This is a genomic window from Nostoc sp. NMS9 (genome assembly GCF_017114995.1).
Lineage (GTDB): Bacteria > Cyanobacteriota > Cyanobacteriia > Cyanobacteriales > Nostocaceae > Nostoc.
The window spans coordinates 13,145-31,878 of the sequence record NZ_JABXKL010000003.1 but is presented as its reverse complement, the minus strand read 5'-3'; the positions used below and the strand labels follow the sequence as shown (position 1 = coordinate 31,878).

The 18,734-nt window shown below is 42.4% G+C and carries 17 protein-coding genes; 6 read left to right on the top strand and 11 right to left on the bottom strand.

What is annotated here, in order from left to right; translation table 11 throughout:
* Nucleotides 1-626: 626 nt before the first annotated feature.
* Nucleotides 627-1,271, bottom strand: a complete 645-nt coding sequence (gene hisG / locus HWQ40_RS01300; protein ID WP_292774519.1) for an ATP phosphoribosyltransferase — start codon at nucleotides 1,269-1,271, stop codon at nucleotides 627-629.
* Nucleotides 1,272-1,347: 76 nt separating this feature from the next.
* Here hisG and rppA point away from each other — a divergent pair, with 76 nt between their 5' ends.
* From rppA to HWQ40_RS01280, 4 genes are all read left to right on the top strand, one after another.
* The gene (rppA, locus tag HWQ40_RS01295; RefSeq protein WP_292774556.1) at nucleotides 1,348-2,046 is read left to right on the top strand and encodes a two-component system response regulator RppA; all 699 of its coding nucleotides are present in this window, start codon (nucleotides 1,348-1,350) and stop codon (nucleotides 2,044-2,046) included.
* 408 nt (nucleotides 2,047-2,454) lie between these two features.
* Nucleotides 2,455-3,636 carry a serpin family protein gene (locus HWQ40_RS01290; protein ID WP_292774518.1) on the top strand — a complete coding sequence of 394 codons (1,182 nt, stop codon included), beginning with the start codon at nucleotides 2,455-2,457 and terminating at the stop codon, nucleotides 3,634-3,636.
* Between the two features lie 199 nt (nucleotides 3,637-3,835).
* Entirely contained in the window at nucleotides 3,836-4,060 is a 225-nt protein-coding gene (locus HWQ40_RS01285; protein ID WP_292774555.1) for a DUF433 domain-containing protein, read from the top strand.
* Nucleotides 4,044-4,370, top strand: coding sequence for a hypothetical protein (locus tag HWQ40_RS01280; protein WP_292774517.1), 327 nt, complete (start codon nucleotides 4,044-4,046; stop codon nucleotides 4,368-4,370). The genes HWQ40_RS01285 and HWQ40_RS01280 overlap by 17 nt, the downstream gene beginning before the upstream one ends.
* 44 nt (nucleotides 4,371-4,414) lie before the next feature.
* Here the strand turns inward: HWQ40_RS01280 and crtR are convergent, their stop codons facing one another.
* The gene (crtR, locus tag HWQ40_RS01275; RefSeq protein WP_292774515.1) at nucleotides 4,415-5,305 is read right to left on the bottom strand and encodes a beta-carotene hydroxylase; all 891 of its coding nucleotides are present in this window, start codon (nucleotides 5,303-5,305) and stop codon (nucleotides 4,415-4,417) included.
* Between the two features lie 380 nt (nucleotides 5,306-5,685).
* Between crtR and pyk the strand changes: the two genes are divergently transcribed.
* Entirely contained in the window at nucleotides 5,686-7,455 is a 1,770-nt protein-coding gene (gene pyk, locus HWQ40_RS01270) for a pyruvate kinase (RefSeq protein ID WP_292774513.1), read from the top strand.
* A gap of 91 nt (nucleotides 7,456-7,546) precedes the next feature.
* Here the strand turns inward: pyk and HWQ40_RS01265 are convergent, their stop codons facing one another.
* The 6 genes from HWQ40_RS01265 to HWQ40_RS01240 all read right to left on the bottom strand — a co-directional run bounded on the left by HWQ40_RS01265 (nucleotide 7,547) and on the right by HWQ40_RS01240 (nucleotide 14,835).
* Nucleotides 7,547-9,328 (bottom strand): M61 family metallopeptidase, encoded by a 1,782-nt coding sequence (locus HWQ40_RS01265; RefSeq protein ID WP_292774512.1) that lies wholly within the window; start codon nucleotides 9,326-9,328, stop codon nucleotides 7,547-7,549.
* 154 nt (nucleotides 9,329-9,482) lie between these two features.
* Nucleotides 9,483-10,166, bottom strand: a complete 684-nt coding sequence (locus tag HWQ40_RS01260) for a Crp/Fnr family transcriptional regulator (RefSeq protein ID WP_104908940.1) — start codon at nucleotides 10,164-10,166, stop codon at nucleotides 9,483-9,485.
* Between the two features lie 189 nt (nucleotides 10,167-10,355).
* Nucleotides 10,356-11,624: a pilus assembly protein PilB gene (locus HWQ40_RS01255; RefSeq protein WP_292774511.1), complete on the bottom strand. Its 1,269-nt coding sequence runs from the start codon at nucleotides 11,622-11,624 to the stop codon at nucleotides 10,356-10,358.
* Nucleotides 11,625-11,900: 276 nt separating this feature from the next.
* Entirely contained in the window at nucleotides 11,901-13,088 is a 1,188-nt protein-coding gene (locus HWQ40_RS01250) for a HetZ-related protein 2 (RefSeq protein ID WP_292774509.1), read from the bottom strand.
* 1,006 nt (nucleotides 13,089-14,094) lie between these two features.
* Complete coding sequence (locus HWQ40_RS01245; protein WP_292721114.1) at nucleotides 14,095-14,442, bottom strand: carbon dioxide-concentrating mechanism protein CcmK; 348 nt, start codon at nucleotides 14,440-14,442, stop codon at nucleotides 14,095-14,097.
* Nucleotides 14,443-14,523: 81 nt separating this feature from the next.
* Nucleotides 14,524-14,835, bottom strand: a complete 312-nt coding sequence (locus HWQ40_RS01240) for a BMC domain-containing protein (protein WP_094352432.1) — start codon at nucleotides 14,833-14,835, stop codon at nucleotides 14,524-14,526.
* A gap of 327 nt (nucleotides 14,836-15,162) precedes the next feature.
* Here HWQ40_RS01240 and HWQ40_RS01235 point away from each other — a divergent pair, with 327 nt between their 5' ends.
* Complete coding sequence (locus HWQ40_RS01235) at nucleotides 15,163-16,062, top strand: alpha/beta hydrolase (protein WP_292774508.1); 900 nt, start codon at nucleotides 15,163-15,165, stop codon at nucleotides 16,060-16,062.
* A gap of 246 nt (nucleotides 16,063-16,308) precedes the next feature.
* Here HWQ40_RS01235 and HWQ40_RS01230 read toward each other — a convergent pair whose 3' ends face one another.
* From HWQ40_RS01230 to HWQ40_RS01220, 3 genes are all read right to left on the bottom strand, one after another.
* Nucleotides 16,309-16,926, bottom strand: coding sequence for a Uma2 family endonuclease (locus HWQ40_RS01230; RefSeq protein WP_292774507.1), 618 nt, complete (start codon nucleotides 16,924-16,926; stop codon nucleotides 16,309-16,311).
* A gap of 509 nt (nucleotides 16,927-17,435) precedes the next feature.
* On the bottom strand, nucleotides 17,436-18,065 hold the full coding sequence (locus HWQ40_RS01225; protein WP_292774506.1) for a hypothetical protein: 630 nt from the start codon (nucleotides 18,063-18,065) through the stop codon (nucleotides 17,436-17,438).
* A gap of 2 nt (nucleotides 18,066-18,067) precedes the next feature.
* Nucleotides 18,068-18,700: a ParA family protein gene (locus tag HWQ40_RS01220; RefSeq protein WP_292774505.1), complete on the bottom strand. Its 633-nt coding sequence runs from the start codon at nucleotides 18,698-18,700 to the stop codon at nucleotides 18,068-18,070.
* Nucleotides 18,701-18,734 lie beyond the last annotated feature (34 nt).

Genomic DNA, 18,734 nt, shown 5'->3' with positions numbered 1-18,734 from the left:
AGGGCTTTTAAAACCTAGTTTTTAGCCAGAAGCTAGAAATGCTGCTCATTGGGCTGACAGCAACCCAATGAACAGCATCACAGTCTGAGGCTGCGAAATAGGCAATCTTTCAAAGCTTTGTCTAGACTGGTTTTTAAGTTAAGTTAACACATGTAGTTAGATGTCCACCCCACAAGCAACAGTTGAGTATTTTTTATCTGGAAGTCACTTGAATTCCGAATTACTATAGCGGTTCCCATTCAGATGCGGTACAACATTATATCCTGGGGTGTAGAGGCACGGCAGTGCCCATTGGTGTCAACTTAAGCCGAAACCCTTTTCAAACCTCGTTTACAGCCGGAGGCTGAAAATGCACATCATTGCGGCTTTGCCGCAAGTCTTGAGGCGGAGCCTCTAAGACGGCATTCCCAGTCAGAGCAGGGGAACAAGACAATCTCTCAAAGCTATGTCTAGACTGGTTTTTACGTTAAGTTGACACCTGTAGGGGCACTGCCGTGCCCCTACAGGTGTACCTCACGCAAACGAGAAGCGCTATATCTTCTCTACGAGAGGCTGTACGAACGAATAGTTCAGGGTTAGCTAGGAACGAGCATCTGTAGAAACATTATTACGAATTACAAATGATATTAAACCTCTACCAAAATGGCCTCCCGCAGCTTGCCAATCACATCACTCAGATTACCCGTATTCAGACGGTAACTCAAAGGATGGGCAATCAATCGCGCCGTGCTTTGATACAGACTAGCAATTTCAATCAAACCATTTTCGCGCAAAGTTCGCCCTGTAGAAACCAAATCTACGATCGCCTCTGACATTCCAGTAATTGGACCTAGCTCTACTGAACCATACAATGGCACTATTTCCACAGGTAAATCCAGACTATGGAAATATTCACGAGCGCAATTCACATATTTTGAAGCAACTCTACCATGCGGTGGTAAATCTAAAGGCGATCGGTAAGAACTTGATGCTTTTACCGCCACCGACATGCGACAATGACCAAACTGTAAATCTACCAAGTGGGCAACTTGCGGCTGTTTCTCTCGCAACACATCGTAACCAACAACCCCCAGTTGTGCTTGACCATATTCTACATAAACAGGGACATCTTGCGCCCGCACCAGTAAAGCTTTTGCAACTCCCTTAGTGTCAGGAATTTGAAGTTGGCGAGTTCCTGAATCTAAAAAAGCACTAAAATCTAATCCGACAGCTTGTAGCAAGCGGATGCTATTTTTAAGTAGTTCCCCTTTTGGCAATGCAACAGTCAGCATTTTTTGTATTGGTATCCTTAGCGTCTTGGCAGTTGAATAATATTGAGAATATCTCTATATGCTTACCACAAGTAGCATGAGAATTTTATTAGTTGATGATGAAGTTGAACTAACTCAACCCTTGAGCCGCTTGTTAACTCGTGAGGGTTACGCTGTAGATGCCGTTTATGATGGGACATCTGGTAACGAACTTGCACAAGCAGGCAGTTATGACCTACTTATTTTAGATTGGATGCTGCCAGGAAAAACGGGGTTAGAGATTTGTCAGGAATTGCGACGCCAAAGCAAAACCACTCCCGTTCTGTTTCTTACAGCTAAAGATACTCTTGATGACCGCGTACAAGGTTTAGATGCTGGTGCTGATGACTATTTGGTTAAACCTTTTGAACTGCGGGAGTTATTAGCAAGAATCCGCGCTTTATTGCGTCGTTCCGGTACTCAAATTTATGAAACTACTACCGGACGTTTAACCGTTGCTGATTTAGAACTAGATTGTGAAAATCAAGTAGCCTATCGCCAAGGACGAATAATTGAGCTATCGCAAAAAGAAAGCCAGTTGTTGCAATACTTTATGGAACATAGTGGACAATTGCTAACTCATGCCCAGATTATGCAAAATTTGTGGCAAGAGTCAGAACAACCCAGTAGTAATGTGATTGCGGCATTAATTCGTTTGCTGCGGCGTAAGATTGAGGTAGGTAGAGAAACTGTGCTGATTCACACAGTCTACGGCAAAGGCTATCGTTTCGGTGCTTCCTCAGTAGAGTCAGTTTAGCGGCCTGTTTGGACTCACAAAGATTTGGTTAATTGTTCGATAACATCAGCATTTGCCACAAATAGATAAGCAAATGCAAAGCTGAATCAACAGCTTGAGTTTACAAGGGATGCGATCGCCATTTAATCTTGTAGCAAATAGTTCTAAACCCTTACAAAGCTCTGTTACCAACGTAGACATCGCTTTATGTAATAACTCTATTCTTTTTGGTGAGAATCAATTCCAGCCGACGGACTTTACAAACATCACAGCTAGCAGTTAAGTCAAAAGCGTAAAATAATTACGTAAACTTTATGTAACAATAATTACGTAATCTTTGATTGCAGTGGTAAAGTTCAATTCAGGCGATCGCAACCTATTCTACAGTCGCTTATACCTGTGTGAAAAAAATTTTAAACCAGTCTGAAGATGAAAGATTCTCCTATAGAAGAAGTTAATCCAGACATCGAAAGTATTGTGAAGGGAAACACTGCTTTTGCTCTTGATTTGTATGAAAGACTTAAGTCAACGGAAAAAAACCTATTCTTTTCCCCATACAGTATATCTTTAGCATTAGCTATGACTTACGCTGGTGCTCGTAAAGAGACAGAAAGGCAAATAGCTCAAGTTCTCCATTTCACATCGGGGCAGCAACAACTTCACCAGATATTTGCTTGCCTAGAAATGGAATTGAAAGCAGTACAAGATTGGTCAGGAATTCTGTTGCAAACTGCCAATTCACTATGGCCCCAAACGGGATATCCTTTGCTTAAAGAGTTTTTAAAGCTCGTAAACAATTCTTATGGGGTGGTAGTTACTGCCGTCGATTATCAGAAAGATCCAGAAACAGCAGAAAACATTATTAATGCTTGGGTTGCTGAAAAAACTAAGGATAAGATTCAGAATTTGATCCCGGTAAATTCTCTGAATGAATTGACACGTCTAGTCTTAGTCAATGCGATTTATTTCCAAGTAAACTGGAAAAATAAGTTTGACAATACCCTCACGGAAACAGCTCCATTTTGGATAACATCTGCCAAAAAGATTCAAGTGCCTATGATGGAGCAGCAGGAGACATTTGGGTACAGAGAAACCGAGGACTTACAGGTTCTTCAGTTACCATACGTTGGCAATGATCTATCAATGCTTGTTCTGTTACCCAAACAGATTAACGGACTGAGGAAAGTTGAAGACAACTTAACCCTGGAAAATCTGGCGAATTGGGTAGAGGGACTTCAAGAGAGAGAGGTTCGTGTATTTCTGCCACGTTTCAGAGTCAGTTCTCAGTTTAAATTAAATGAGACTTTGATTGCGATGGGGATGAGAGATGGTTTTGATGAAAATAAAGCTAATTTCTCTGGTATGGATGGCAGAGAAAATGGGTTGTACATTGGAGCAGTTGTCCATCAGGCTTTTGTTAATGTAAATGAAGAGGGTACTGAAGCAGCAGCCGCAACAGCTATTGGGATGGTAAATTTATGCTGCTCTGAGCCACCTTTACCAGTACCAGTTTTTAAAGTTGATCGTCCCTTCATTTTTCTGATTCGCGAGAAGATAACAGGGAGTGTCCTTTTTCTTGGGAAAATAGTCAATCTTGAGGGGAGTTTGTAGCCTTTTATTTGGAAGTCCCTAAATCAACCATCTATCTTAGCGATCGCACTCAGTTGACTATGAAGGCTAGACTTGATCGTGATGTACTTTTGTCAGGCAGCGATCGCACTCTGCAAAGAGACAATGGAATATATAGTGAGATTTCCCAGACGACGAGAGTTAGGATCGGAAGGTAGTTTGTCGAACACATACTAACTATATAGCATCAACGTCGCGTGTTGTTCATAGCGACCCCGATATATTGGGGGGAACCCCTGTTTTTGTTGGTACTCGTGTGCCGATAAAAACCTTGCTCGATTATCTGGAAGCAGGTGATTCACTGGATGAGTTTTTAGATCACTTTCCCAGTGTCAGCTGTAAGCAAGCAATCGCCACTCTAGAATTAGCAAAGGAAATGCTAACTGCCTATGCGAATTCTGCTTGATGAGTGTGTTCCACGACCCTTAAGGCTTCAACTCACTGATTATGAGGTACGCACAGTTGTGGAAATGGGATGGTCAGGTAAAAAGAATGGTGAACTTTTGCAATTGATGGCGCAGGAGAGTTTCACGGTTCTCCCGACAACACACCAAAACTTACGATATCAGCAAAACTTGCAACAGGCTGGAGTGGCGGTCGTTGTTCTGGTGGCGTCTAGTAATCGCCTACCTGATTTACTTCCATTGATACCTAGTGTTCATAGTGTCCTAGAAACGATTGCTCCGGGTGTGGTTGTTGAAATCAGAGATTTTTGATGCGTAGGTGCAGCCCGCTGTAGGCATCGCTTTATGCAATAACTCTATTCTTTTTGATGATGAAACCGAATTCCTAAAAAGATGTCATAAACAAACTCAAAAAAGTCCTTTTTCTGCAACAATCCTGAAGTTTGATAACATCCTTTTTCATCTAACAGGGGCTTCATCACATAGTATGCAGGTTGATAATTATACCAGGGAATCGAAGGCCACAAATGATGAATTAAGTGGTAATTCTGTCCCATAATCAAGATATTGAGAATCGGGTTAGGATAAACGCGAGCATTTTTCCAGCGATCGCGCTCTGCAAAAGGACGATGGGGCAAATAGTCGAAAAATAATCCCAGTGCTATCCCGACTACAAAAGCCGGTATAAACCAAAAATTGAGAATGTAACCCAAAAAGTGGTATTGCACTGATGTATAAACAATTACACCGACAATTAAGCGGCTGATAAACCATTCTAGTAGCTCATATTTACGCCACAGTTGCCGTTGAAAGAAAAACACCTCGTGGTACAAGAAGCGGACTGCAATCAGCCACAGCGGGCCACCCGTAGAGACATAATGATCTGGGTCGTCTTTAGGATGATTAACATGTCCATGATGCTGTAAATGCACCCGCGTAAATACTGGAAAAGCAAAAGCTAGCATCAACGCACTACCATGCCCTAACATCGCATTCATCACCCGGTTGCGATGGGCAGATTGGTGACAGGCATCATGAATTACTGTTCCAGCACAATGCAAGGCAATCGTGTTAACGCAAAAGCATAGCCAGTGCGGCCATTCCCAAAGCCAGTAACCAAAGTTGGATAACACCAGCATGGCCACAGCAACAGAAAACAACAGCAGCGTCGGATTGAAATCACCGGGAGGCGCTAAAAATTCCTTGGGTGGGATTGTCAGTGGCTTTTGTGCCTCCGATGCGATCATCTTTTAGATTGACTCCTTCTTCAGCAGACATTACGAATATACGATAAATATTAGTGAATAATAAAGTTTTGCAAAGTTTTGTATGGCAAGATTTATCCACAGCTTTGCATATCAGCAGATGAATAACGCTATGATTCCAGACGAAGCCTAGTCTTTACTGATAAGTGGGGTATGACAATCGGCAAGAAGTTGATGGAATAAACTCCTTCGTTGGGAGGATGTATACAAGATTGATGTACTATATCTAGTCTATCCCACAGCCCCCACCTCCCATAAACCCTCATCTAACTGCTTATATCTGATTGATATAGCAGTGACTGAAAAGGAGATGCCACTTAAGTTACGATGACTTCCCAGATAGCTCCCTAACTTCAGCCCCTATGCAATTAAGAGATTCTCTGCGCCGGACAAAAATTGTCGCTACTATTGGCCCCGCCACTAGCAGTCCTGAAATGCTCAAGGCGATTATTGAAGCGGGAGCCACGACGCTGCGGCTAAACTTCTCCCACGGAACTCATGCCGACCATCAGCGTAGTATTCGCTTAATTCGGCAAACCGCTTTTGAATTAAATCAGCCAGTAGCTATTCTCCAAGATTTGCAGGGCCCAAAAATTCGCTTGGGGAAGTTTGACAACGGGTCTATAGTTTTGGCAAAAGGCGATCGCTTCACCTTGACAAATCGTCCAGTGGTAGGTACTCAAGAAATTAGCTGTGTCACCTACGATTATTTAGCCGAAGAAGTCCCAGTCGGGGCAAAAATCCTCCTTGATGATGGACGAGTAGAAATGCTGGTGGAGGAAATTAATCGGGACAAAGGTGATTTGCATTGTCGGATCACCGTGCCTGGTAAACTTTCTAACAATAAAGGCGTAAACTTTCCCGGCGTTTACCTGTCAATTAAGGCAATGACCGATAAAGACCGAGAGGATCTAATGTTTGGTCTAGATCAAGGTGTCGATTGGGTGGCACTTTCCTTTGTCCGCAATCCCCAGGACATGATCGAAATTAAAGAACTAATTTCTAGTACAGGCAAACAAGTGCCAGTGGTTGCCAAAATTGAAAAGCACGAAGCCATTGAACAAATGGAAGCGATTCTGGCTTTGTGTGATGGTGTGATGGTTGCCAGAGGCGACTTAGGGGTGGAATTACCAGCGGAAGATGTTCCGGTACTCCAAAAGCGGCTAATTGCGACAGCAAATCGCTTGGGGATTCCGATCATCACCGCTACTCAGATGTTAGATAGCATGGTGAGCAATCCCCGTCCCACTCGCGCGGAAGTGTCGGATGTGGCAAATGCGATTTTAGATGGCACAGACGCGGTGATGCTCTCCAATGAAACCGCTGTGGGTAGCTTCCCTGTAGAAGCAGTGGCGACGATGGCGCGAATTGCCGAACGTATGGAGCAAGAAGAAGCCCAACACTTAAACTTACGTTCTGCCAGAGATGCCCGACGCTCTATTCCCAATGCGATTAGTCAAGCTGTTGGTCAAATTGCCGAACAACTAGGTGCAGCGGCAATTATGACCCTAACGCAAACGGGGGCAACAGCTCGCAATGTCTCTAAGTTCCGTCCTCACACACCGATTTTGGCAGTGACACCCCATGTAAATGTGGCGCGGCAGCTACAGATGGTGTGGGGAGTAAAACCGCTGTTAGTGCTAGGATTGCCTTCGACCGGTCAGACATTTCAAGCTGCGATTAACGTGGCTCAGGAACTTAAGTTACTGTCTCAGGGAGATTTAGTCGTGATGACGGCTGGTACACTCCAGGGGATTTCTGGCTCTACAGATTTGATTAAGGTAGAGGTAGTAACGGCAGTACTAGGTCATGGAATTGGACTGGGACAAGGTTCAGTAAGTGGTCGCGCACGGGTAGCTAGTACTGGCATGGATGTGAGTAACTTTAATCCTGGAGACATATTAGTTGCACCCCGCACTAGTGCCGATTTTGTCGAGGCAATTCGGAAAGCTGCCGGGATTATTACGGAAGAAGAAAGTCTCACAAGTCATGCAGCAGTGATTGGCTTGCGTCTCGGTGTACCAGTGATTGTCGGCGTTAAGCAGGCAACGCAGGTGATTCGGGACGGAGCGATTATAACGCTGGATCTACAACGGGGTTTGATTTACTCTGGGGCGGTGAGAACGGCTTAGAAGTGGGGATTGGGAGCAGGGGAGCAGGGGAGCAGGGGAGCAGAGGAGAGAAATAAGCAATGCCCAATGCCCAATGCCCAATGCCCCTTTATTAAACAGTTGCGATCGCAGCCCCAAGCCATCCAGCAAAGTTTTGCTGCTGTGTGGAGTTAGGATGTTCAACAGGCTTTACCTGATATCTAGTTGGATGTGGTGACGCTAGGGTGATGGAATAGATACGCAGTTCGTCTTGGTGAAAAACTGCGACTTGGATGCTATCCTTGAGTTGGTAATCTTTCAGGCGATCGCTTAAGCCACCCGCCGTTATCTTAATCCCATCAATTGCTAACAACTCATCACCTGCATCAATTCCGCCTACTTGTGCAGGTGAACCAGTCTCCACAAACTTAACGATCTCCCGCCCATTTTCTGTATTTATTCTCACGCCCAAGTAAGGTTCTTCCTGCTGTTCAGCTACCAACTGCAAGCCAAAGGGTTCTAAATACTGATTGAAAGGCAAATCATCAGTACTATCAATGTAGCGTTTAAAGAAATCAGTCAAATCGATTCCGGCAACAGATTCGATAACTTCTTGCAACTGTTTTGGGGTATAGCCAATTTCATCTTGCCCAAATTGCTGCCACATTTTCAGCATCACGTCATCAAGGGAGTGCTGATTGTTGTGAGTAGAGCGAATCAGCAAATCCAGCAACAACGATACCATTTCTCCTTTTAAATAGTAGGAAATTTGGGAATTACCGCTATTGGCATCTGGGCGATAGAGTTTTATCCAGGCATCAAAACTCGACTCGGAAACGGGTTGTATCTTGCGCCCCGGTGTAGTTTCATATTTGGTAATTTCCTTACCCAAGTTATTCAAATACGATTGAACATCATAAATTCCCGCCCGCAAAGGAATTAACAAGTCGTAGTAACTAGTAGTGCCCTCACAAAACCACAATGATGGTGTATAGTTTTCTTGGTCGTAATCAAAAACCTCTAATGCTTTTGGGCGAATTCGCTTGACATTCCATAAGTGAAAGAACTCGTGTGCAACTAATTGAAGAAAGCGATCGTATTTTTCCTGAGCGCGAAATCCAAAACGCTGGTAAATTAACGAGCAAGAGTCTTTATGCTCCAAACCGCCAAAAGCTTGGCTAAATAAATGTAGCAGAAACACATATCTTTGATATGGCAAACCGCGGAACATCTGCGCTTCTACCTGAATAATTTTTTGGATATCAGCAATCATCTGCTGGGCTTGATAATTACCTTGCCCCCAGATTGCCAATTCATGGGGTTTTCCTAATACCTCAAATTTATACAATTGGTGGCTACCAATCTCAAAGGGAGTATCCACAAGAGTATCAAAATCGCTAGCTAAGAAAGTATTCGTTTCTTCACCAACGGGTGGTAAGGCAGTAGTTACCTGCCATTCCGGCTGTGGTGGTACGATGGTGACGCGAATGGGTTGCTTATCCCAGCCAGGTATTCTAAAAAATAGTGCCGCACCGTTAAAATAACCGTGGGTGCTATCTAAGTGATTTGTTCGTACCGATAGCTCATTGGCAAAAATGCGGTAACGTACAGTTAATTCTGAAACATCTATTTTGTCTATCTGCCAGTGATTTTTACCGATTTTCCGCCAATTTAAAGGCTTATTCTCTGCAAAAGCCTCAAAATCCTGTAAATTCTTCGCGTATTCCCGGACTAAATAGGAACCAGGTGTCCACACTGGCAGTTTTAAATCGAGAATCGGTGAGGAATAATCGACAAGGTGTAAAGTCACCTCAAACAGATGGGTTTCTGGTTGGGACATTGCCACCAGGTAATGAATCGTTGGCTCGGTTTCTTGGAGGTAGGTGTTGGGACGAATTGCTGTTGCTTTAGTCATCTTGCGTGCTGAGTTAATAATCAATGGGTAATTTCCCCATCATGACAAATTTGCTTTTAACATCGCACGCAAACCGTCTTTCGTTCATCATCATCCAAAATCTCTGGCGTTAAACTTACAAAGAAGCAAGCTACGCGAGAATCGGATAAAAAAATTACACTTTCCCAGCCAAGTTCATCAACTGTTTGAAGTTCACAAGATAAGTGATGTTGTTGGCGCTATCAATTTTGATCCACCCTTTTTCATGTAGTTTTTCCATGATTTTGGTGGTTTCTTCAACACCGATTTCTGTCACCTCTGCTAAATCTTTAAAGGGAATGTTAAAAATTTCTCTTCCTAAGTCTGATTCCTGACCATAGCTTTCACCCAAAGTCACTAGGGTATGGGCGAGTTTAACCGCTGGTGGTGAAGACCGCATTTGTAAGCGCAGGTTAATTTGCCGCAATCGCCGCACCATCAGTTGCAACATTCGGTGATGTAACTGTGGGTCTTTAAACAATATTTGAATAAACCGCTCTCTGGAGATACTAAGCAACTTCACCGGTGAAAGGGCAATGACATCAGTTGAGCGTGGAGATTCATCCAAAATTGCCATTTCTCCAAAAAAATCGCCACGCCCAAAAATTGCCAGAGCTACTGAATCTTCCCCGACGGTACGCCGGACTTTGACCCAACCAGAAACCACAAAGTAAACGGCGTTACCCCAAGCATCTTCCATCACAACGGCTCGCCCAGATGGGTATTCATGTTCAATTGCAACGTTGAGTAGCCATTCCAATGTCTGTGGATTGGCTGTACTCATTAAGGGGAAAAGTTCACTAAAAACCTCAGTTAGCATGAAATATTTGCAACAATAGGATTCAAAAGTGGGAAACTAACTTTGCTACTATTAAGTTTGTTTAAACCGTAATCTTACTCAGAATACGATCGCAAAATTTGTATTTATTTAGAGATGAATCTCTAAGCTTTATCAGTCTAGGATTCAATTACAACATAACAATTATGTATGCGAACGAAATCAGCGTTTTCACTTACTGACCGATGATTTACTCTTTGTTGATAGATTGCTATTTAGTACCAGTATTTTGATCTGTTGGTCTAAATTTTTCACTAATTGATTTAGGGCAACTAAAGCCTCTAATTGCTGAGAATCAAGGCTAGGATTCAGTAAAAGTCGTTCTTGTAGTTCATGTAACTTGATGCTTAGTTGCTGAGAAATTCCTAAAGCATCGCGGCCTAGACGCGTCAACTGCTGTTGTTGATAGAATTTTAATGCTGCTCCCCGCAATACTTGGAGTGTTGCCTCTTCGCCATAGATTCCCGGCATGACTCGCAAGCGTAATAATAAGCGATTTTTTTGATATACGTATTCCTTTTCTACCTGTTTTGGTTCTGCAACCGTGGTTACAGGCAAGGAAGCAAACCGCTTTAATTCATTCAGTACTCCTTGGAAAACTGAGAGCGGCAGTTTGTCTAATACAGACTGCAAAACTCCATTGTCACTCCACAGTATTCTGCCTTCATAAGCTTGTCTTTCTAAGTACAGACGACCAATTCCCCCAGCTAGGATTCGCCCTAGTAATTCTTCTAGTAATTTTTTGGGTGGCAGTGTTTTTAGGAACTCAATGGAACTCAGTAGTTCGGAAGCTTGTGTGGGAAAAATAGGTAAATTGTTTGATGATGTGGCTTCAGAATTCTCTCCCGGTTGAGTTCTGGAAATAGGGGTCAAGAACGTCGTAGTTTGAGATGATTGGTCTGGCTCTGGGATAGGAGGCAAGTCTACCCGCTGACCAGAATTTTGACGCTTTTGCGTCTGAAACACCATCAATATTGGTTGTTGATTTGATTCCGAGTCGGCATCTAAGGAAAGATTAAATATGTCAGCAATCGTAGGTGGGCTATTTCTTGGGGGAAAGTCCACTGTTGGCTGATGCACAAGTTTTGCATCTAGCTGGGATGTATTCTTATGGTTGAGGTAGGCTGATAGTATTCTGCGATGGGCATCGACTGCGATCGCCTCAATCACCACTGTGCAATTGATAGAAGACAAAATGCGACTAACGTAATCTAGGGCTTCGCTCTCTTGTGGATGAACCATGCCTAGCAAGAGGTTTTTGTCTTCTAATCCAAAGGGCAAAATTTGGTGGTAGAGGCAAGCTTCAAAGGACAAAAGATGATCAATCAGGTGGAATATTTGTTCGCGATCGCCTCCTTCCTCCCACCTAGTTTGAGCAGCAGTTAGCATTTGCTGTCCATTTGCTGCGGTATCATTTAGTTCGTCCTTTGAAGACAACATACATTTGATTCGTTGGTGTTTAGTTATATTTTGCCTCTAATTCAATAGGTAGTTAATAAAGATACTTTGTTATATTGTTAAAATTCCAATTATATATACTTAAGTAAATGTAAGTAGAAGATGAATTTTAGATTATGGATCGGGGATAATACTGAGGATTGGGGATTGGGTATTAGGTATTAATTATTCTCCCCTGCTTCCCTGGTTTCCACTCCCCATTACCCCTTATCCCCAGAGGGGGCCCCACATTTCCCATTTTCCATTTTCCACTACAGGCTACTCCTGGGTTCTTAAAGCTTGGGCTGCAAGATAGACTTTCGTCCATTCGCCTAGCACTTGATGGGTTTTGAGTTTTAACTGTTCAGCGATGGCTTCTATTGAATTACCTGCTCTCCGCAAATTTAGGATCTGCCGCCCTAAAGGAGTCAATTTTTCATCAAGTTGCTGCCATTGGTTTTGGGTTAATCCCAAGTTATGTTCTTGCAAGGAAATTGAGAGCCAGTTGTCTACGAGTTCTGGATTACCTTTGAGGGCAAAAACACGTACAGCATGGTAACTAATTTTTTCTCGCAGACGGTAGACTTCTTTAGTCTGCTTATTCAGTTTTTTGGCGATCTCTTCCTGGGACTTACCTTGCAGATACAGCCGTAGCCATTCCACTGCTTCTGTGCCGAGATTTTCTTGTAAATAATTTTCAAATTCTTTTTGTACTGACTGGCGCAGCCCCTGTTGTTCCTCTAGTTGTTGTGCTTCTTGATATTCTGCGATCGCCTGACTATCGACTAAGTTAACTCGATTGTCACTGTCGTCTGTGAGAACTTCTTCTGATACTAGTCGAACCAAATCACGTCCTGGCACTTGGGTTAAACCACCGCGCTGAGTGCGACGCAAATAATTCACAAATCGGTAAGCTAATAGGGGTTGATTCCTTACTGGCCGCAAACAATATTCTTCTAAACTGGCAAATAGCAGAGCATCTCCTAATCTTCTATCGGTTGTATATTTGGCAATATCAGCCATTTGCTGTTGCATCTGGCTGTCGTTTTGGAGTAATTCTTGGAGTACTTCTTGTAACACATCCATCACACTGCGCTGGCGATCGCGGCTGAGAGAAACCCAAGTCTGAATCTTATTCCGTAATGTTACTAAACTCCCCAATCGGGTTATCAAGTTGCGATAAGCACGTTCTCGCCCCAGCCCCAAGTAGCGTTGACGTAAAATCCTCCAGCGATATTCCATCGCTTGCTTGGCGATATCGAGTTCTTTAGGATTAAACAGATCGAACCGTTTTGAGTCAGATCCCAACAGCCAGAGAATAATGCTTTGCCTAGCGGCTTCATTTTGATCTGGACATTCAACAGCCAAGCGCTTTTGCCAATCTAGAGCCAGTTTTTCCACATCCCTTGTCATAGTGAGATTGCATTCCTCGAAACTCAATTTTGAAGTTTGCATCACAACCCCCATTCGCCCCACCTAATTGTTTAACTGGCAGCTGCCCCAGATTTCATGAATTTCATGAAAATAGCTCAGTGATTCTACTTTTATTACGTCTGAATTCACTAAAATTATGCAGAAATTTCTACATTGATGTTTTACTTTTACTTTAAAAAGTCCAAAACCAATATATATCAAGCATTTGGGACATTCTGCTAATTTAAACTTTGTGTAAAGTTATGTTTTTTAGTTGAGAACAGAAATCTGCTTAAAGTGGTGAGGATACACCTTGCACGAAATGGATCGGGTAAATCTGATATTTTGTAACAGATTCGAGAAACGAATCTAATTTAACTCAAAGTTGGACGTTATTCCACCAGTATAAGTTTCAACTCTGTACAAACCCTTAGGTAGTATGATATTTAGTTGAATCTCAATATCCTTAGTGTTAACGAGATTTTGCCCTGGAAGATTCCCTAACCCCCCGGACAAGTTGGCTGAATTGCCTGCTTTTTAAGGAGGATCGGGCTTTAACTGAATCGTATTAAGTTACGTTTTGTGATATTTGTTGATTTAATTAAGTGTATATACGGTAATTAGCGTTTCAAAGAATGTTTGGTAAGTCCTTGTATAAAATCTTAGATAAATACTATAGCTATAGCGCAGAATTAGTCTCAGTATCCGATGTGGCGATGTCTACGACGGGCTACGCCTAGGCTATTTTGGATACTAGGGATTGATAGGCAAATTTATCTTTTTTAAACTAGCTTCAGTCACAACTACACCTTTCATATTGGTAAGTTATTCTTAAAACTTTTATATTTATAAAAACGAATAGTCAACAGTCAATATTGGTTTTGACTATTGACTCTGAAAGTTGCTTTACCTCTGTTTCAAAATTCAACTGATGCAAAATCTAAAAACAGAATGAATGTAATCCTCTAAAGTTTTGATAATCAGAAGCCTGACAAAAAACTTCTCTTTTAATTCATTTATGGGAAGTTTTTGTTTTGAATTCCCCCGCAGGAGGTTAAATCTATCGATTGTTCGATCTAACAATGGGATTTTCTACAGATTCTCGATACCCTTGGACTTGTTCTGTGTAACCAATTGGCAGAACAGCTTCAACGTTTTCATGGGGACGAGCAATAATTACCCAGGATTCAAGTGTACCGCCATAAACATTTTCTGCGGCTTCAACACCGGCAGCCATAGCGGCTTTTACTTCAGAAACATCGCCACGAATATTAACTGTAAAGCGAGCGCTACCTACTCTGATATAACCAACGAGGGTAACTCGACCAGCTTTTACCATCGCATCTGCTGCTGCTAGCACCGCAGGAAAACCTTTCGTTTCAAGTGCTCCAACTGCCTGTAATGACATTATTAATCTCCTGTATGAATAAACTGGGGGTTACAAGTTAATTGTACGAAGCTTCGCTACAGATTTTGATAGCAAAATTGCTTAGAACATACGGAAAGGTTCTGATTCCTCAGTGAAATGGATTGGTAATATGGTTTCCACATTTTCCGGGGGATTAGGAACGATGTAGTAGGTAATTACTGTACCAACTTTTACTTCCTCTCCCGCTACGATTCCGGCTTCAACAGCTCTATTTACTTCAGAAACGTGTCCCCGGACAGCGACTAACAAGCGAGCACTTTCCGCTTGACCATAATACACAATTGTGACTGCGGCAGCCTTGACCATTGCATCTGCTGCTGCTAAGACACTCGGAAAACCTAAAGTTTCAATTACGCCAACCGCCATTGGCATGGCATTAGCTCCTGAATTAAGGGATAAGCGATTTTAATTGTACGTGGCTTTAGTCCCCATTTTGACATTTTGGAAAACTTTCTTTGATGCCATATTTTTTGGGAGAGTAGAGACGCGATTAATTGCGTCTGTCCTGTACGTGATTAATCGCGTCTGTCTTGTACATGATTAATCGCGTCTGTTGGGAGTTAAAATATTTTGATAGCCCTTGGCTTATGTTTTATATATATATTACAAATAATACCTCAACATCTTAGGTTGTGTAACTTTACTGTTTAACAAAATCAGTTATGCGTGGAGACAAGCTAGTACGATAAACTGAAATTTATGTTTCCGAATTTTCTTCCTACGGCAGTTGAGCAACTCACAGAACCTACTTCGATCGCACTAGCTCGGAGTATTCAAACAACTGCGATCACTACTCCTTTAACTAATCAACCAGTTACCACCACCTATGTCAAGCAAGGGTGTGGTAGGACTCCTATTTTATTAATTCACGGCTTTGACAGTTCTGTATTAGAATTTCGGCGGCTTTTGCCACTACTTTCTGAAGATAATCAAACTTGGGCAGTGGATTTGTTGGGTTTTGGATTTACAGATAGACTTTCAGGAATTGCCTATAGCCCAACTGCGATTAAAACCCATCTTTATTATTTCTGGAAAAGCCTAATTAACCAACCTGTAATTTTGGTAGGTGCTTCGATGGGGGGTGCGACGGCGATTGATTTTACGTTGGCTTACCCGGAAGTGGTAGAAAAGCTGGTGTTAATTGATAGTGCGGGGTTAGCGGGTGGTTCGCGATTGAGTAAATTCATGTTTCCCCCATTAGATTATTTAGCAACTCAGTTTTTGAGTAATATGAAAGTGCGCGATCGCGTTTCTCGCATTGGATATAAAAATCAAACTCTTGCCTCTATCGATGCGTTATCTTGTGGAGCATTACATTTACAAATGCCGAGTTGGCATCAAGCTGTGATTTCTTTCACTAAAAGTGGTGGTTACAGTGCTTTTAGAATTGAGAATTTATCACAAATTGTGCAACCAACGCTAATTTTGTGGGGCGATTCCGATAAAATTTTGGGTACTGGGGATGCCATGAAATTTAAAAGGGCAATTCCACATAGTACTCTCACTTGGATTCAAGATTGTGGTCATCTCCCACACCTGGAACAACCACAAATAACTGCCCAGAATATTTTAAACTTTTGTGGTGAACACATTAAGTAGCTAGGCGTAAAGAAATTAAAGTTTGTAGTGAGTTAGCGCAGTCTTCTCCCAAGGGGAGACGCCAAGGGCGATGGGGGTTTCCCCCATGAGCGACTAACTTTCCCGTTGGGTAAAGACTTTAGTCCTGATAATCCTTGTTTTGAGCGATGAATCGCTCACTACGAACGTAGATATAACCTAAGCCTTGGCTACATAAGCTGCTATTATTATCTGGCGTTTCCAGATTTAAGGGGGAAAAGTCAAATATTAGACCTGTCCGGCTGCCAATACTTGGGCTGCGGTCAAATCCAGCGTTGAAAAAGTTACAGACCTGATTAGGTCTTTTCCCTGAAACGTAGTTTCTTCATACAGCCCATCTACCAGAGTCAGCAAGGTAACTCGATCTTTATCAGCGTCAACAATCCAGTATTCAGGGATACCCCGTGCGGCATATTCAGAACGCTTATAACGGTAGTCTCTATCCTCATTCACCTTCCCAGCAGAGACAACCTCAACCACCATTATTGGGGAAGGCATATCTGGGGTAATCGTAGCTCGCCCACCTGCTAGAGCCGCTAATAACTCTTGCGTCAAAATCATCAAATCTAGCAGTCGCACACGAGTCCGGTTGCCTATCACCACGAGTTCTGTATCTTTGTGGCGAATGAGTTGAATCGGCACAAACTTAAGAAATTCCGACAGTAGATAAAGAGAAATTAAGTTATTTCTATCAGTTTCCGGCGGCATTTCGACCAACTCTCCATCCACAAGTTCGTACTGGGTGTCTGTGCCGTTATCATAGGCAAGATACTCTTCTAGAGTGAGTTTATTGTGGTTGTATTCATTGTCTTCATCAACCCCACTGCTGATAGTCGCTCTGGACATCCCCTAATTGTATCAGTTGAATAATTTGAAGCCTTAAAGATAGCACCTGAGCATATTCATTTTTTAATTTAACATGAGCAAAATCCTGCTATTAACCCAATAGTTAAGACTTTTGAAGGAAGATTGTCTAGGTCACTCGATTTTGGATTTTGGATTTGCGATTTTAGATTAACCTCTTCTTTAAAGAAGAGGCTTGAACAACGACTTTTTTTCTTTTTTTCTGCATGAATGGAGAGGCAAGCTAACCCTTTATTTTAGATTTCAGATTTTCATTTTAATCCAAAATCTAAAATTGTTCGGTCAGAAATGGCACTGCGGGAACGACAGATGAATTAAGTAGTGCCATAGATTATCTGACTGATTAACTGACTCTAGCGCTCTTCTATGACTCTGGAGAGAGAATAATCCAAGCGATTAGAAATCACGGCTACATAAACTCTCGTCCGCCTGCGCGGACTAACGCCAAAATAGGGTTTCAAATTTAATCTGACGAGAGTAATAAAAGAGCGCTAGTCAAGTAACCACATTTCATTAGAACTATCGGGATACTCATTTGGTTGATTTTGAGGTTGATTTTGAGCGAGTGTTTCCGATGACCGATGTGATTTTTTGTAGTTAAGTGGATTGTAGTGGTCTTTTACTGGTTTGATCGCGCTAGTTTCTTTGACAACAAGTTTAGATTTCTCTTCTGCTTTTTGTTCTGCTTCTTTTTTTAAAGAATTAATTTCTTCTATCAGCTGGGAATTTGCTTCTGCAAGTTGCAATGCTGTTTTTTTGGTTTCATCAAGTTCTTTTGTTAGCTGTTCTAGTAATGTTTTGTGTTCTGATACAAATGTTTTTTGTTTAGATAATTTTGATTGCAAATCAGTAATTTCTTGTCCAAGAGATACTTCTTTTTTGTGGCTTGTTTCTAGATTACTTGTCAATTCTTTGACAGTTGCTTCTAAATCAGCTTTAGTGGGACTTGTGCGCTTAGTAGAAGTTGGCTCAAGTGTTTCTGCTGAGGATTCTTCATCAGATGAAGCTTGTTCTTCAACAATTTTTTCGGCTGTAACTTCGATCGCAGATTCACCTTCTGAGGGTGTAAATTTTTGCGCCTCTTCTTGTAGTAAGTCAGAGAGACTTTGTTTCCTAGCCATTATTATTTTCTCCAATCACGCTGTAATTCATCAGCTGCACGGCGGTAGTCTAATTCCGCCTCCCGTGCATTTCCTCCTCGCCATTGAGTAATCGCTACACCTTCAAGTGCTGCTCGTTCATGAGCTTTATAGGCACGGATGAAGGTATTACAAGTAGGAATACCTAAGCGAGTCAGAGTGTTTTTTGCTTCTTGTGCTTCCCCCAGACTGCGCGTATCGACTTTGGTGAGCAATACCCGATGGGGAGTTCCCACGGGGATGACGGCTTCCTTGACTGTTTCCACGAGGATTGCTAAATCCATTGCGGCTGGGGGTGTCGGCAAAACTAGATAATCTGCGATCGCAACTACCGCCACTAATGCTTCAGAGCGCAGGGCGGGAGGCGTATCCACCACTACTAAATCGTAACCTGTTATCTTTGCTAAATCACTTAAAAGTGTGGGATCGGTTTCTTGAGATAAATCAAATCCCATTCCCTGCTGACTGCGCCCAAACCACCAACTGGCAGAACCTTGAATATCTGCATCAATCAGCAGCACCTTTTTTTTATTCGCAAAGTTTGCAGCCAGATTGACTGCGGTAGTCGTTTTACCGACTCCTCCTTTACCGTTGAGAATAGCGATGATTTTTGGCACTGCTTGCTTCCGATGCTGCCTTTTGAGTGCTGAG

Excerpts from the sequence above, each read along its gene's own strand:
- HWQ40_RS01260 (WP_104908940.1), bottom strand. The coding sequence starts at position 10,166 with ATGCTAACTGAGGTTTTTAGTGAACTTTTCCCCTTAATGAGTACAGCC.
- crtR (WP_292774515.1), bottom strand. The coding sequence starts at position 5,305 with ATGATCGCATCGGAGGCACAAAAGCCACTGACAATCCCACCCAAGGAA.
- HWQ40_RS01290 (WP_292774518.1), top strand. The coding sequence starts at position 2,455 with ATGAAAGATTCTCCTATAGAAGAAGTTAATCCAGACATCGAAAGTATT.
- HWQ40_RS01230 (WP_292774507.1), bottom strand. The coding sequence starts at position 16,926 with ATGTCCAGAGCGACTATCAGCAGTGGGGTTGATGAAGACAATGAATAC.
- rppA (WP_292774556.1), top strand. The coding sequence starts at position 1,348 with ATGAGAATTTTATTAGTTGATGATGAAGTTGAACTAACTCAACCCTTG.
- hisG (WP_292774519.1), bottom strand. The coding sequence starts at position 1,271 with ATGCTGACTGTTGCATTGCCAAAAGGGGAACTACTTAAAAATAGCATC.
- HWQ40_RS01280 (WP_292774517.1), top strand. The coding sequence starts at position 4,044 with ATGCGAATTCTGCTTGATGAGTGTGTTCCACGACCCTTAAGGCTTCAA.
- HWQ40_RS01255 (WP_292774511.1), bottom strand. The coding sequence starts at position 11,624 with ATGTTGTCTTCAAAGGACGAACTAAATGATACCGCAGCAAATGGACAG.
- pyk (WP_292774513.1), top strand. The coding sequence starts at position 5,686 with ATGCAATTAAGAGATTCTCTGCGCCGGACAAAAATTGTCGCTACTATT.
- HWQ40_RS01265 (WP_292774512.1), bottom strand. The coding sequence starts at position 9,328 with ATGACTAAAGCAACAGCAATTCGTCCCAACACCTACCTCCAAGAAACC.
- HWQ40_RS01225 (WP_292774506.1), bottom strand. The coding sequence starts at position 18,065 with ATGGCTAGGAAACAAAGTCTCTCTGACTTACTACAAGAAGAGGCGCAA.
- HWQ40_RS01235 (WP_292774508.1), top strand. The coding sequence starts at position 15,163 with ATGTTTCCGAATTTTCTTCCTACGGCAGTTGAGCAACTCACAGAACCT.
- HWQ40_RS01240 (WP_094352432.1), bottom strand. The coding sequence starts at position 14,835 with ATGCCAATGGCGGTTGGCGTAATTGAAACTTTAGGTTTTCCGAGTGTC.
- HWQ40_RS01245 (WP_292721114.1), bottom strand. The coding sequence starts at position 14,442 with ATGTCATTACAGGCAGTTGGAGCACTTGAAACGAAAGGTTTTCCTGCG.
- HWQ40_RS01250 (WP_292774509.1), bottom strand. The coding sequence starts at position 13,088 with ATGGGGGTTGTGATGCAAACTTCAAAATTGAGTTTCGAGGAATGCAAT.